The sequence below is a fragment of the Croceibacterium salegens genome (assembly GCF_009827435.1).
Taxonomy (GTDB): Bacteria; Pseudomonadota; Alphaproteobacteria; order Sphingomonadales; family Sphingomonadaceae; genus Croceibacterium_B; species Croceibacterium_B salegens.
In genome coordinates, this window is the sequence record NZ_WTYM01000023.1 from 1 (window position 1) to 12,921 (window position 12,921).

General features: G+C 63.4%; 12 protein-coding genes and 1 tRNA gene. 9 read left to right on the top strand and 4 right to left on the bottom strand.

All coding sequences use genetic code 11. The features are described 5' to 3' along the window. The 6 genes from dxr to rpmE form a co-directional block, all read left to right on the top strand. Positions 1-899, top strand: an 899-nt coding sequence (dxr, locus tag GRI89_RS01650; protein WP_159791559.1) for a 1-deoxy-D-xylulose-5-phosphate reductoisomerase, incomplete at its 5' end; no start/stop codon positions are given. A gap of 4 nt (positions 900-903) precedes the next feature. Next, the gene (gene rseP / locus GRI89_RS01655) at positions 904-2,037 is read left to right on the top strand and encodes an RIP metalloprotease RseP (RefSeq protein ID WP_235912681.1); all 1,134 of its coding nucleotides are present in this window, start codon (positions 904-906) and stop codon (positions 2,035-2,037) included. 182 nt (positions 2,038-2,219) lie between these two features. Next, complete coding sequence (gene bamA, locus GRI89_RS01660; protein ID WP_159791563.1) at positions 2,220-4,901, top strand: outer membrane protein assembly factor BamA; 2,682 nt, start codon at positions 2,220-2,222, stop codon at positions 4,899-4,901. Beyond that, entirely contained in the window at positions 4,901-5,587 is a 687-nt protein-coding gene (locus tag GRI89_RS01665; protein WP_235912682.1) for an OmpH family outer membrane protein, read from the top strand. Before bamA ends, GRI89_RS01665 begins: the two co-directional genes overlap by 1 nt. Positions 5,588-5,607: 20 nt before the next feature. Continuing rightward, positions 5,608-6,063, top strand: a complete 456-nt coding sequence (gene fabZ / locus GRI89_RS01670; protein ID WP_159791565.1) for a 3-hydroxyacyl-ACP dehydratase FabZ — start codon at positions 5,608-5,610, stop codon at positions 6,061-6,063. Between the two features lie 103 nt (positions 6,064-6,166). Then, positions 6,167-6,391: a 50S ribosomal protein L31 gene (gene rpmE / locus GRI89_RS01675; RefSeq protein ID WP_159791567.1), complete on the top strand. Its 225-nt coding sequence runs from the start codon at positions 6,167-6,169 to the stop codon at positions 6,389-6,391. A gap of 62 nt (positions 6,392-6,453) precedes the next feature. On the opposite strand, the gene GRI89_RS01680 is transcribed toward rpmE, so the two are convergent. Genes GRI89_RS01680 through GRI89_RS01690 form a run of 3 tightly spaced genes read right to left on the bottom strand, consistent with a single transcriptional unit; the run spans position 6,454 to position 8,120 of the window. Continuing rightward, a complete protein-coding gene (locus GRI89_RS01680) occupies positions 6,454-7,020 on the bottom strand; it encodes a TMEM165/GDT1 family protein (RefSeq protein WP_159791569.1) in 567 nt (188 codons plus the stop codon). A 48-nt stretch (positions 7,021-7,068) separates the two neighbouring features. Beyond that, positions 7,069-7,491, bottom strand: coding sequence for a GFA family protein (locus GRI89_RS01685; RefSeq protein WP_159791841.1), 423 nt, complete (start codon positions 7,489-7,491; stop codon positions 7,069-7,071). Continuing rightward, complete coding sequence (locus GRI89_RS01690; RefSeq protein ID WP_159791571.1) at positions 7,485-8,120, bottom strand: prolyl hydroxylase family protein; 636 nt, start codon at positions 8,118-8,120, stop codon at positions 7,485-7,487. The genes GRI89_RS01685 and GRI89_RS01690 overlap by 7 nt, the downstream gene beginning before the upstream one ends. Before the next feature lie 183 nt (positions 8,121-8,303). Between GRI89_RS01690 and GRI89_RS01695 the strand changes: the two genes are divergently transcribed. The 3 genes from GRI89_RS01695 to GRI89_RS01705 all read left to right on the top strand — a co-directional run bounded on the left by GRI89_RS01695 (position 8,304) and on the right by GRI89_RS01705 (position 11,475). Beyond that, positions 8,304-8,380 (top strand) — tRNA-His (locus tag GRI89_RS01695). Between the two features lie 49 nt (positions 8,381-8,429). Then, positions 8,430-9,491, top strand: coding sequence for a Leu/Phe/Val dehydrogenase (locus GRI89_RS01700; protein ID WP_235912683.1), 1,062 nt, complete (start codon positions 8,430-8,432; stop codon positions 9,489-9,491). 82 nt (positions 9,492-9,573) lie between these two features. Further along, complete coding sequence (locus GRI89_RS01705; RefSeq protein WP_159791575.1) at positions 9,574-11,475, top strand: potassium transporter Kup; 1,902 nt, start codon at positions 9,574-9,576, stop codon at positions 11,473-11,475. A gap of 764 nt (positions 11,476-12,239) precedes the next feature. Here the strand turns inward: GRI89_RS01705 and GRI89_RS01710 are convergent. Continuing rightward, positions 12,240-12,800 carry a PilZ domain-containing protein gene (locus GRI89_RS01710; protein WP_159791577.1) on the bottom strand — a complete coding sequence of 187 codons (561 nt, stop codon included), beginning with the start codon at positions 12,798-12,800 and terminating at the stop codon, positions 12,240-12,242. Between the last annotated feature and the right edge of the window lie 121 nt (positions 12,801-12,921).

A 12,921-nucleotide genomic window follows, 5' to 3' on the forward strand; every position in this document is an offset into this window, starting at 1 on the left:
AGGCGGCGGCGCGCGGCGCCGAGCTGACCGTGGCGGCGATCGTCGGCTGCGCCGGGCTCGCCCCGACCATGGCGGCGGTCGAGCAGGGCGGCTTCATCGCGCTCGCCAACAAGGAAGCGCTGGTCTCCGCCGGCGACGTGCTGATGGACGCGGTGGCGCGCCACGGCGCGACGCTGCTGCCGACGGACAGCGAGCACAACGCCATCTTCCAGTGCCTCCACGGGCAGGACCTCGCCGACGTGCGCTGGATCACGCTCACTGCCAGCGGCGGGCCGCTGCGGACGTGGGACAGCGCGCAGCTCGAAACCTGCACCCCGGCGCAGGCCGTGGCGCACCCGAACTGGGCCATGGGCGCCAAGATCAGCGTCGATTCCGCGACGATGATGAACAAGGGCCTCGAAGTTATCGAGGCGGCGCACCTCTTCCCGGTCGGGCTCGACCGCATCCGCATCGTCGTCCACCCGCAGAGCGTGATCCACTCGCTGGTCGAATACCGCGACGGCTCGACGCTCGCCCAGCTCGGACCGAGCGACATGCGCGTGCCGATCGCCTCGTGCCTTGCATGGCCGGGGCGAATGGACACGCCGTGCAAGCCGCTCGACCTCGCGGCGCTCGGCACCCTGAGTTTCTTCGCCCCCGACGAGGAGCGCTTCCCCGCCACGCGGCTGGCGCGCGAGGCGGCGCGGGCGGGCGGGGCGGCCCCGGCGGTGCTCAACGCCGCCAACGAGATCGCCGTAGCGGCCTTCCTCGCCGGTCAGATTGCGTTCACCCGCATTGCTGCACTGGTGGAGCAGACCTTGACCCGGCCGCTCCCATCCGCTCCAGCTACGCTCGACGACGTGCTCGCCGTCGACAGTGCTGCGCGGGGGTGGGCGTCGGAGATGCTGGAGCACGCCTGACTTGATGCAAGACCCGCCTTTCTGGATGTGGATCGTTGGCTTCCTGCTGGTCCTGGGCCCGCTCGTGACGCTGCACGAGCTCGGCCACTACCTTGTCGGGCGCTTGTTCGGGGTCAAGGCGGACGCCTTCTCGATCGGCTTCGGCAAGGAACTGGCCGGCTGGACCGACAAGCGCGGCACCCGCTGGAAGCTCTCGGCGCTGCCGCTCGGCGGCTACGTCCAGTTCGCCGGCGACATGAGCGCCAGCAGCCAGCCGAGCCAGGAATGGCTCAGTCTCCCTGCTTCGGAGCGCAACCAGACCTTCCAGGCGAAGCCGCTGTGGCAACGCGCGCTTATCGTGGCGGCCGGACCGGCGACCAACCTGCTGGTTGCGGTTGGCATCATTGCCGCCTTCCTGATGGTCTACGGCAAGCCGGTGCCTGCCGACCCGGCGGAAGAGAACTACGTCGCCTCGTTCACCGAGAAATCGGCCGCGCAAGCGGCCGGCGTCCACATCGGCGACCGTATCATCGCCATCGACGGCAAGGCGATGACGCGCTGGGAGGAGGTCAAGGAGCAGATCGCCCTGCGCCCCGGCACGCGCATGACCTTCACCCTCGAACGCGGCGGAGAGAGACTGACCATCCCGATCACCACTGCCAGCTCGATCGCGCGCGACGAGTTCGGCAACGAGAGCCGGATCGGCCTCATCGGCGTGATGCCGCGCGACGTCGAACGCAAGTTCGAAGCGGTGGGCCCGGTCGAGGCGGTCGGTATGGGGTTCGTCGAATGCTGGCAGATCACTCGCTTCATGGTCACTGGCATCAAGCAGATCCTGGTCGGCGACCGCTCGGTCAAGGAACTCGGCGGGCCGATCAAGATCGCCAAGTTTTCCGGCGAACGCCTGAGCCTCGGCTGGGAGCAGTTCGTCAGTTTTGCGGCGCTGATCTCGCTTAACTTGGCGTTCATCAACCTCTTGCCAATCCCCACCCTCGACGGCGGGCACCTGGCTTTCTACGCGGCAGAGGCAATCCGCCGCAAACCAGCCAGCCAACGCAGTCAGGAGTGGGCGTACCGCACCGGCATAGCCTTCGTGCTAGCGCTGATGCTGTTCGTGACGATCAACGATATCGCCTCGCTGCCGATATTCGGCGGCTAGGCGGGGAAAAGGAAGACGCGGGGCGGGCATTCCCGGGATGATTGCTTGATTGACCTCGCCGCATCGGGCAAGGGCGCGGTTCGCCTCGCCAGTTGTTGAAACGGGACGCTTCGACGCAAGTCCAGGGCCGACATGGCGATACGGGAATGGCACGTAACTGTGCCGATGAAATGGACGGGTTTATGAGCCGTAAGGCCAAGACGATCGCAGCGACGCCTTTTGCCATCGCCCTGCTGGGCGGTACAATCCTTGCCGGTGTCCCGGTCGCGGCCAGCGCACAGGATTCCGAAACCCCGGCACCCAGCGCCGCTCCGGCCCCGGCCGGACAACAGGGCGAGGTGATCAGGACGATCTCGGTCGCTGGCGCCCAGCGCCTCGAACCGCAGACGATCCTCAGCTACATCCAGCTGCGCCCGGGCCAGCAATATACCCCGGCCGCCGCCGACCAGGTCCTCAAGGACCTTGCTGCGACCGAACTGTTCGCCGACTTCTCGGTCGCCAATAACGATGGCAACGTGGTCATCTCGGTGGTAGAGAACCCGGTCATCAACCGCGTCGTGCTGGAGGGCAACAAGCGCCTCAAGGACGAGAAGATCTCCCCTGAAATCAAGCTCGCGCCGCGGCAGATCTTCACCCGTTCCAAGGTCCGGGCCGACGTTGCCCGGATCATCGAGCTGTACAAGCGCCAGGGCCGCTACGCCGCCACCGTCGAACCGAAGATGGTGCAGCTTTCGCAGAACCGCGTCGACGTCATCTTCGAGATCACCGAAGGGCCCAAGTCCAAGGTCCGGGCGATCAACATCATCGGCAACGAGGTGTTCTCCGACAGCAAGCTCAAGGGCGAGATGCTGACCAAGGAGTCGAGCATCACCAAGATCTTCAGCTCGTCCACCAGTTACGACCCCGACCGCATGGCGTACGACCAGCAGTTGCTGCGTCAGTACTACCTGACCAACGGCTATGCCGAGTTCCGCGTGGTCTCGGCCGTTGCCGAGCTGACGCCCGACAAGCGGGATTTCATCATCACCTTCGTGGTCGAGGAAGGCCCGCGCTACAAGTTCGGCGAGGTGAAGGTCGAGAGCGAGATCCGCGACTTCGATTCCAGCCTGATGACCCGGTCGCTGCCGATGAAGACGGGCGAGTGGTATGACGCCAAGCAGGTCGAGGATACCAAGGACCAGCTGCAGGAAACGGCCGGCGCCTTCGGCTATGCCTTCGCCGAGGTCAACCCGCGCCCGGTACCGGACCGCGAAAACCACATCATGGCCGTCACGTTCAACATCGGCGAGGCGCAGCGCACCTACGTCGAGCGGATCGACGTCAACGGCAACACGCTGACCCAGGACAAGATCGTGCGCCGCGAATTCCGCCTCGCGGAAGGCGACGCGTTCAACTCGCTGCAGGTCAAGCGCACCACCAACCGCATCAACGGCCTGGGCTACTTCCAGGAGAACTTCGAGGTCGAGCAACAGGACGGCAGCGCACCGGACCGCATCATCCTCGAAGCCAACGTGCAAGAACAGGCGACCGGCCAGCTGACCTTGTCGGCAGGCTTCTCGAGCCTCGAAAGCTTCATCTTCCAGGGCTCGATCCAGCAGCGCAACTTCCGCGGCCGTGGCCAGACCGTCGGGCTGGGCGTCAACTGGTCGCGTTATTCGCGCTCGGGCAACATCAGCTTCAACGAACCGCACATCTTCGACAAGAACATCTCGGCGGGCATCGACGTCTACCGCCGCGACTATAACAACGGCTATTACAAGAACAGCACCGCGACCTACAAGCAGGCGACCACTGGCGCGCAGCTGCGCGTCGGCGTGCCCCTTACCGAATACACCTCGGTGCTCGGCCGCTACACCCTCAATTACGACCAGATCTCGCTCGACGAGAACAGCTACTACGCCGACCTCGACGGTGATGGCGTGCGCTCCTGCGAACCGTTGCTTGCCGGACGCTACCTTTGCGAAGCCGTGGGCGATCGCCTCAGTTCGATCCTCGGGCTTTCGCTGCTCTACAACACGCTCGACAGCTACCAGCGGCCGACGCGCGGCCGTTCGGCGACGGCGAGCATCGACTTCGCCGGTCTCGGCGGCGACACGAAGTATGTACGCCTGACGGCCAACGCGGCACAGTACTGGCCGCTCGGCGGCGGCCTGATCTTCTCGCTGCGCGGCGAAAGCGGGTTCATCAAGGGGCTGACGGACAAGGGGCCCGGCGTAACCGACGTCCTGCTCAGCGACCGATTCTTCCTCGGCGAACCGCAGTTGCGCGGCTTCGACATTCGCGGCGTCGGTCCGCGCGTCGTTCGCCGCTACTACACCACGGATGCCGACGGTAACGTGGTGCTGACCGATCTCAACTCCCGCGCCACCGGCGACGATGCGCTGGGCGGCACCGCCTATTACCTGGGCCGCGCCGAGCTGGAGATTCCGCTTGGTTCGGGCGCCCGCGAGCTCGGCCTGCGGCCGTCGGTATTCTTCGACATCGGTTCAGTGTTCGGGGTCAAGACGCCGGCGCTGACGCAGAGTCCCTATCCCGATGGCATCTTCCTGCCGACGCGCGACTCCAGCGGCAACGCGCTCTACCAACAGATCGTCTACAACAGTTCCGGGGCTGCAACCGGTCTTGAAATTTCTACCAGCCCCACCGATTCCAAGGGAATTGCCAACACGCCAATCGGCAGCACAATTCCTCCCTTCCAGGAGGAATTCTATGGAGATTCGCCGAGGCCTCGCGCTTCGATCGGTATCGGCGTAAACTGGAATTCTCCGTTCGGCCCATTCCGCATCGACTTCGCCTATCCGCTGTTGAAGCAGAAGGGCGACGACACCAAACGCTTCTCGTTTAACGTAGGAACTCAATTCTGATGAAAATGCTCTCCAAGCCGGCGCTCGCCGCCGGCCTCGCCCTGGCAACTCTCGCTTCGCCCGCCGCCGTTTCGCCGGCCGCAGCGCAGCAGGTTGCCGGCATCGGCATCGTCAATGCGCCGCTGGTCATTGCCAACTCGAACGCCTTCAAGACCGCGCAACAGCAGCGCCAGGTGACTTACAAGGCCCAGATCGACCAGGCCACTGCACGCCGCCAGGCGATTGCAACGCAGCTCCAGCCGATGGTCGCCAAGTTGCAGGCCGATAGCCAGGCCGCCAACGCCGCGCAGAACCAGGCATCGCTGCAACAGCAGTACAACACGATCCAGCAGATCCAGCAGAGCGGCCAGCAGGAACTGCAGGAAATCCTCGCCCCGGTCTCGCTGAGCCAGGCCTATGTCGAAGAGCAGATCACCGACCAGTTGGCGACGGCCGTGCAGAACGCCGCCACCAAGAAGAACGTGACGCTGGTGATCGGCCCGGACAGCGTGCTCTACGCCGCTGCGCCGTACAACCTGAACCAGGCGGTGCTCGACGAGCTCAACACGCTGATTCCGAGCGCGCAGATCGTCCCGCCGCAGGGCTGGCTGCCGCGCGAAATGCGTGAACAGCAGGCCCAGCAGCAGGCCGCGGCGCAGGGCCAGCAGCCCGCCGCCGCCGCCACGGCGCCGGTTTCCGGCCGCTGAGGCACTGACGAGGGCAGGGCATGAGCGATCCAGGATCTCTCGACATTCTCGGGGTGCTCAAGGCCCTGCCGCATCGGTACCCGCTGCTGCTCGTCGACCGGGTGGTCAGCATCGATCTCAGTGAGCGGATTCACGCCGTGAAGGCGGTCAGCTTCAACGAGGAATACTTCCAGGGCCACTTCCCGGGCCGTCCGATCATGCCGGGCGTGCTGCAGGTGGAGGCTATGGCGCAGGCCGCGGCGATCCTCGGCATCCAGACGCTGGGGCTCGCCGGGACCGGCAAGCTCGTCTATTTCATGGGCATCGACGGCGCCAAGTTCCGCGCGCCCGTGGAGCCGGGCTGCCTTCTCGACCTCAAGGTCGAGTTCACCCAACAGCGTAGCCGGGTCTACAAATTCGCCGGTGAAGCCAGTGTCGAGGGCAAGACGACCTCGACCTGCGAATTTACCGCGATGATCGCCGACCCGCCTGCCTGACCCGCTGGTACTTGTAATTCCGGGCGCGCGCGGTTAAAGGCGCGCCTTTCCAACCCACAGCTGGACCGGTCGGTACCGTTCCGAGGCTACGGAGACATACGCCATGAAGGCCGATACGCATCCCGATTACCACATGATCACGGTCAAGATGACCGACGGCACCGAGTTCCAGACGCGCTCCACCTGGGGCAGCGAGGGCGACACGATGACGCTGGAAATCGATCCGACCAGCCACCCGGCGTGGACCGGCGGTACCCGCCAGGTCAACGAAGGCGGCCGTGTCGCGGCCTTCAACAAGCGCTTCGCGGGTCTCAACCTCAAGAAGTAAGCGCTTCGGCAAAAGCGAAATAGCAAGGGCGGTCCCGCGGGGCCGCCCTTCTTGTTTGCGCCTCAGCTGGCGGCGGTCTCGTAGAGCAGCCAGGCGCCGATCACGAAGAACAGCAGCGCCGCAATTGCCCGCACCAGCTTGAGTGGCACGCGCTGCACCAGTTCATTGCCGAGGAACACCGCGGGCACGTTGGCGATCATCATGCCCAGCGTGGTGCCTGCCGTGACCAGCGCGACGTTTTCGTAGCGCGCCCCGAGCGCAATCGTCGCGACCTGTGTCTTGTCGCCCATCTCGACGAGGAAGAAGGCCACCAGCGTCGTCAGGAAGGCGCCGAAGCGGGCGGGCTTGTCCTCTTCGTCCTCGAACTTGTCGGGAACCAGCGTCCACGCCGCCATGGCGATGAAGCTGATTGCGACCGCGTAGCGGAACCACTTGCCGTCGAGGAACCCGGCGATGGTGGTTCCGACGAAAGCCGCCAGGGCGTGGTTGGCGAGCGTGGCGAAAAGGATGCCGAGGATGATCGGCAACGGCTTGCGGAAACGGGTCGCGAGCACGATCGCCAGCAGCATGGTCTTGTCGCCGATCTCGGCGAGGGCGACCACTGCGGTCGAAGTAAGCAGGGCTTCCAAGAAATTGCTCCGGGCAGGGCGCCGTAAGAGGGTAAGATTGATCGGGGATTAGTCGGGCGAGGCTGTATCGAACCGCATTGTCCCTGCATACCTCGAAACCCCCGTATCGCCCGGGTGGTTCACCCCGTCGAACACCGGAACCTCGGCAAAGTCGTAGGGACTGATGCCGTCGATCGTCGCGGCGTTGAGGCCGTACTTGTCGGGGTCGGAGCGGGTCTGGTGGAACACGTGGATGCCGCACTTCGGGCAGAAGTGGTGCTTCGCCTGGTGAGTGTTGAAGGTGTAGAGCGCGATCACGTCCTCGCCCCTGGTGACCCGCAGGTTCTCCAGCGGCACGTCGATCATCAGCACGCCCTTCATTGCGCAGATCGAGCAGTTGCAGCGCCGCACCGTCGCGCTTGCAGGCACCTTCGCGTGGTAGCGGACCGCACCGCAGTGGCAGCCGCCGTCGTGTTCGCCTTCGATCACCATCCCCACGGCTTCTCCCGGTACCACTTGGTAATGACGTACTTCAGCCCCTTCCGCACCTTCATCGCGTGGTGAAGCGTGGCGGCGTTGAGGCTGCCGTCGGGGCGGTGGTTGTTCCACGCAACCAGAGTGCCGCGGGTCGGCTGGAACATCTTGCCGATGACCTTGAAGCGCGTCGCACCGCCGGCCTCGACGTCGTTGAGGTAGGCCATGAAGGTCCACGTGCGTTGACCGGCCACGGAGGTGTACTTGTGGAAGTCTGCCCCGTTCGGCTCGAAGTAGTCGGTGTGCGCCTTGAATTCCTGCCCCGGTTCATAGCGCTGGCCCTGCACCGGCTCACCGTATTCGATCGGGATGCCGTTGAGCGCGAAAAGCCGCTCCTCGAGGACTCGCACAGCCGGCTCGTCGGGCGCGAGGTCGCAGGTCTCGCTGGTGCGGAAGTAGTCGTCGCCGTTGGGGTCGGCGATGGTCGAGGGGCGGCGGTCGCGGTCGATCAGCGCGATCAGCGCGTCGCACAGCTCGCCCGGCAGGAAACCCGGCACGCTGAACAGTTCGATGCGAGGGGAGGGCACGCGGCGCACGCCAGTGCGGGAAAGCAGCCGTTCCGCGGAGGTTTCGCCCGGAGTCGTCATGCCCGATTGATAGCCGGGGCGCGGGCCCGGTCAAAGCGTGGTAATTTTGTTGCGTGAGCGGCATTTCGCGGCACATTTCCCTTTTCATTTTTGCCCTCCTGTGCAACAGGCGCGCCCTCGCGCAATCGCCGCTTGACCGGTGTGCGCAGAGTCCTAAGTCGCGCCTCGCGGCACAGGCTTGTGGCGAATGTAGCTCAGTTGGTTAGAGCGCCGGTTTGTGGTACCGGAGGTCGCGGGTTCGGATCCCGTCATTCGCCCCATTTCCCCAGTCTTACTGCCCGAATTTCAAATGCTTGCATGGGCGGTACGATGGCATTCTGGACCGAAGCGGATTTCGACGAGCATGAGCGGGTGGAGCTTGTGCACGACCGGGCATCGGGGCTCACGGCGATCATCGCGCTGCACTCCACATACCTCGGTCCGGCCGCCGGCGGCACCCGCTTCTGGCACTACACCGACCCCGACGCGGCGATGCGCGATGCGCTGCGGCTGAGCCGCGGGATGAGCTACAAGAACGCCATGGCCGGCCTGCCGATCGGCGGGGGCAAGGCCGTCGTGCTGCTTGACGCGAACCGCACCAAGACCCCCGAAATGCTCGCCGCCTTCGGTGATGCCGTCGATGCGCTGGGTGGAGCCTATGTCACCGCCGAGGACGTCGGCGCGAGCGAGGCCGACATGGTCGCCATCCACCAGCGCACCCCGCACGTCTGCGGGTTGCCGGCGGAAGACGGCTCGGTCGGCGGCGATCCGGGCCCGTTCACCGCGATGGGCATCTACCTCGGCATCAAGGCTGCCGTTGCCTACAAGCTGGGCAGCGACAGCGTCGAGGGCGTCCACGTCGCCTTGCAGGGCTGCGGCAGCGTTGGCGGCGGCGTCGCCCGCCTGCTGGCCAAGGACGGAGCAAAGCTTACCGTCGCCGACGTCGACGAGGATCGCGCGAAGTCGCTGGCGAAGGAAGTCGGCGCCGATGCGGTCGGCGCCGATGCCATCATGGCGACCACCTGCGACGTGTTCAGCCCCAACGCGCTCGGCGCGATCCTCGACGAGGCCGGTGTCGCCAGCCTCGACTGCAAGATCGTCGCCGGCGGGGCCAACAACCAGATCGCCCGCCCGCAGCACGGCGTGCAACTGCACAAGCGCGGCATCCTCTACGCACCCGACTACGTCATCAACGCCGGCGGTATCATCAACGTCAGCCTCGAGTACCTGTGCCGCCAGCACGGGGAACCGTGCGACATCAACGAGGTGCGCAAGCGCATCGCTCAGATCCCCGACCGGCTGGTCGACATCTGGCAGGAAAGCAAGGCGAGCGGGCTTTCCGCCGATGTCGTGGCCGATGCCATGGCGCGCAAGCTGATCGGCCGGGCCTAGCAGTCGCCGTTGCGGCGCCGGTAAGGCGCTGCTAAGCGCGCTCGGCAATGCGCAAGAGTCGCACCAAGGGGCGTCCTTCCCGATGAGCCAAGACCATTCGGATGACGCACGGACCTCGGCCAAGGTCAAGCTGGCCGTGGGCGCAATCGGTATCGTGTTCGGCGATATCGGCACCAGCCCGCTCTACGCCTTCAAGGAAACCTTCGTCGGCCCGCACAAGCTGACGATCGACGACGCCCACATCCTCGGTGTGGTCAGCCTGATCTTCTGGTCGATGACGCTGATCGTCTCGATCCAGTACGTCAGCATCCTGATGCGCGCCGACAACAAGGGGCAGGGCGGCACGCTGGCGCTGGTCGCGCTGATGAGCCGCTATTTGGGAGGGTCGAAATACGCCTTCGTGACGGTGCTGTTCGGGGTCTTCGCCACATCGCTGTTCTACGGCGACAGCATGATTACCCCGGCGGTCTCGGTACTTTCTGCGGTCGAGGGTCTCGCCGTGGTCAACCACCGGCTCGACAGCCTCATCATACCCATCGCGCTGGTCCTGCTGATCGGCCTGTTCGTTCTCCAGAGGCGCGGCACGACAAAGGTCGGTGCGCTGTTCGCTCCGATCATGCTTGTCTACTTCGTCACACTGGCGGTGCTCGGCACGATCCACCTCGTCAAAACGCCGGAGATCTTCCTCGCGCTGAACCCGTATTACGCGTTCAACTTCTTCGTCCTCGACAAGTGGACTGCGTTCCTTGCGCTAGGCTCGGTCGTTCTGGCCGTCACCGGGTCGGAGGCGCTCTATACCGACATGGGTCACTTCGGCCGCGGCCCGATCCGCATTTCGTGGTTCGGTTTCGTCATGCCGTGCCTGCTGCTCAACTACTTCGGGCAGGGCGCGATGATCATCGGCATGGGCGATGCCGCGGCGGCAGAGGCGATCGAGAACCCCTTCTACTTCATGGCGCCAGACGCCTTCCGGCTGCCGCTGGTGTTCATCGCTACGTCGGCCGCGTTCATCGCCAGCCAGGCCGTTATCTCGGGCGCGTTCAGCGTCACCCACCAGGCAATCCAGCTCGGCTTCATCCCACGCCTGTCGATCCGCCACACCAGCGACGAGCACCACGGGCAGATCTACATCCCGCTGATCAACTGGGCGCTGATGATCGCGGTGATCGTGCTGGTGCTCTTCTTCCGCAACTCGTCCAACCTCGCCTCGGCCTATGGCATAGCGGTGACCGGGGCGATGCTGATCGACACGGCGCTGATGGGCGTGTTGCTGTTCGTGGTGTTCAAATGGCGCTGGTACTTCGCGGTGCCGGTCATCCTCGTCTTCGTCATCGTCGACGGGGCTTACTTCGTATCGAACATGACCAAGGTGCCCGACGGCGGCTGGTTCCCGCTGATGATCGCCGGCATCGCCTTCACGCTGCTGACGACCTGGGCCAAGGGCCGCAAGCTGATGCGCGCGCGCATGGCCGAGGTCGGCCTGCCGCTCGACATCTTCGCCAAGTCGGGCCGCAATTCGACCGCGCGGGTGCCGGGTACGGCGATCTTCATGAACTCCGGTTCGAGCGGGACGCCTTCGGCGCTGCTCCACAACATCAAGCACAACAAGGTGCTGCACGAACGCGTGGTGGTGCTGACCGTCTCGATCGACGACGCGCCCTATGTCGATCCCGACAACCGCGTGGAGATGAAGAGCCTCGGCGACGGCTTCTTCCGCATCATCCTGCACTACGGCTTCATGGAGGAAACCGACATCCCGGCGGCGCTGGCCAAGATCGACACCTTGTGCGGCGCGCCGTTCGAGATGATGCAGACCAGCTTCTTCCTCAGCCGCCAGACCCTGCTCAGCGCCGACAAGCCCGGCATGGCGGTGTGGCGGGAAAAGCTCTTCGCCTGGATGATGCGCAACGCCGCGACGCCGATGGAGTTCTTCCAGCTGCCGACCAACCGCGTGGTCGAGCTGGGGAGCCAAGTGGAGATTTAGCCGCTAACTGGCGCAATGTGCGTAGAATGTCGAGATCGCAGTATTGAGCTCAACCATCCTCGCAACTTCCGGATGATTGGGAGTTCAGTCGCCCGAAGTGCACGTCCACTTTCCAACCAGTTTGTGATCTCTTTCTTCGTGTGCGTCGGACGCCAAGAGCGGTCCGGCTGTCAGCGCTCAAATTCGGGCTTTTTGCCTAAGTGTGCGGAAACTCAGAAAGCGGACATTCTGAAGCCGCTAATCCATTGCATGATGATTATCCGGCTTATCGGACTTTCGCGCCGTGCAAGCGTTGCTGCTTCCCTCGGGTTCCAATTTCCATTTTCGCCAGCACCGAAGAGGCATTGGGAGTCGACCGTCTTGGGCGAGATAAACAGCTTGTTAACAATCTGCCTATTGCTCAGGCCATGATCGATTTCTTACAAAACATCCAATTCACTGCGAGTCAGCTAGTATGGGTTGCCGCGTGTCGAAGCGTGCGGAACCGGGGTTCCAATGCGAATGCAGCATTTGAAGAACTCGACCTGGACGTCCGCCGTGGTGGCTTCTGCGCCAGGTTAGGCGAGGATCGCGAGTCCGGTCGCAGACTGGCGCAAGAGCGATGATTGGTGTGATTTCCGCTAGCCGATGGCCAGTGGTGGGGGCACCTGACGTCGAATGTGGGCGACTAGCTCGCCTATTGTCAAAGCAAAACGCCTTGATGTCGTTAAAAACCAACCCATCAAAAACAAAAACTTCTTTGACTTCAATGAAATTTTGAATTCTCAGCGAATTGCATATAGGTAAGCTGCAAAGGCGCCCGCAACCCAAAGTGCGAGCGATAACAAGAAGGCAATTAAGAAATTTAGTTGGGGTTCAAGAGTTCCACTGTAAGAGGAATTAGTTCCTTGCACCTTCGAATTATCTGGCAAATTTTTAAGAGTACTTATCGAATCTGATCTTAGAAGAGCCGCGCTGACTGTGCCGACTGAGATGGGTTCGTTGAATTGGCACCCGAAGAAACGGCCGCTTCGCCAGACGACTTGGACCTTCACCAATCCTTTCTCTGGAAGATATATTTCAAGCCCATCATCATTTGAAAGAGCATGCGGATCAGCTTCCAGAAGTAGGCCACTTTCAGAAATATCACGGACTATTACACAATCTCTCTCCGCGAGCTGTGTCTCTGCCATGGTCGAGAGTTTTAGCGGCCGGCGAAGTCTTTCACGACGCTGCGGCCCTTGGACGGTGTTTGTTGAAAGGCTTCTCTCCACATCTTCCCACAATTCGAGTGTCGCTCTAACCCGCATGAATGATCCCTTCGCATCATAGATAGCAGCCTTCAATTAATACGAAGTTTCCGTTTGGTCGCGTCGGGTCGTGCGAGAGCTTCGAATTTAGTACCGTTGTGTATAAGCCCAATTCGTCTTGCTGAATTCCATCGCTTTCCAGTGTGTCGGCCGGACA

Bases quoted from the DNA above. Each gene is read 5' to 3' on its own strand.
- rseP (WP_235912681.1), top strand. From the start codon at position 904: ATGCAAGACCCGCCTTTCTGGATGTGGATCGTTGGCTTCCTGCTGGTC.
- bamA (WP_159791563.1), top strand. From the start codon at position 2,220: ATGAGCCGTAAGGCCAAGACGATCGCAGCGACGCCTTTTGCCATCGCC.
- GRI89_RS01665 (WP_235912682.1), top strand. From the start codon at position 4,901: ATGAAAATGCTCTCCAAGCCGGCGCTCGCCGCCGGCCTCGCCCTGGCA.
- fabZ (WP_159791565.1), top strand. From the start codon at position 5,608: ATGAGCGATCCAGGATCTCTCGACATTCTCGGGGTGCTCAAGGCCCTG.
- rpmE (WP_159791567.1), top strand. From the start codon at position 6,167: ATGAAGGCCGATACGCATCCCGATTACCACATGATCACGGTCAAGATG.
- GRI89_RS01685 (WP_159791841.1), bottom strand. From the start codon at position 7,491: ATGGTGATCGAAGGCGAACACGACGGCGGCTGCCACTGCGGTGCGGTC.
- GRI89_RS01690 (WP_159791571.1), bottom strand. From the start codon at position 8,120: ATGACGACTCCGGGCGAAACCTCCGCGGAACGGCTGCTTTCCCGCACT.
- GRI89_RS01700 (WP_235912683.1), top strand. From the start codon at position 8,430: ATGGCATTCTGGACCGAAGCGGATTTCGACGAGCATGAGCGGGTGGAG.
- GRI89_RS01705 (WP_159791575.1), top strand. From the start codon at position 9,574: ATGAGCCAAGACCATTCGGATGACGCACGGACCTCGGCCAAGGTCAAG.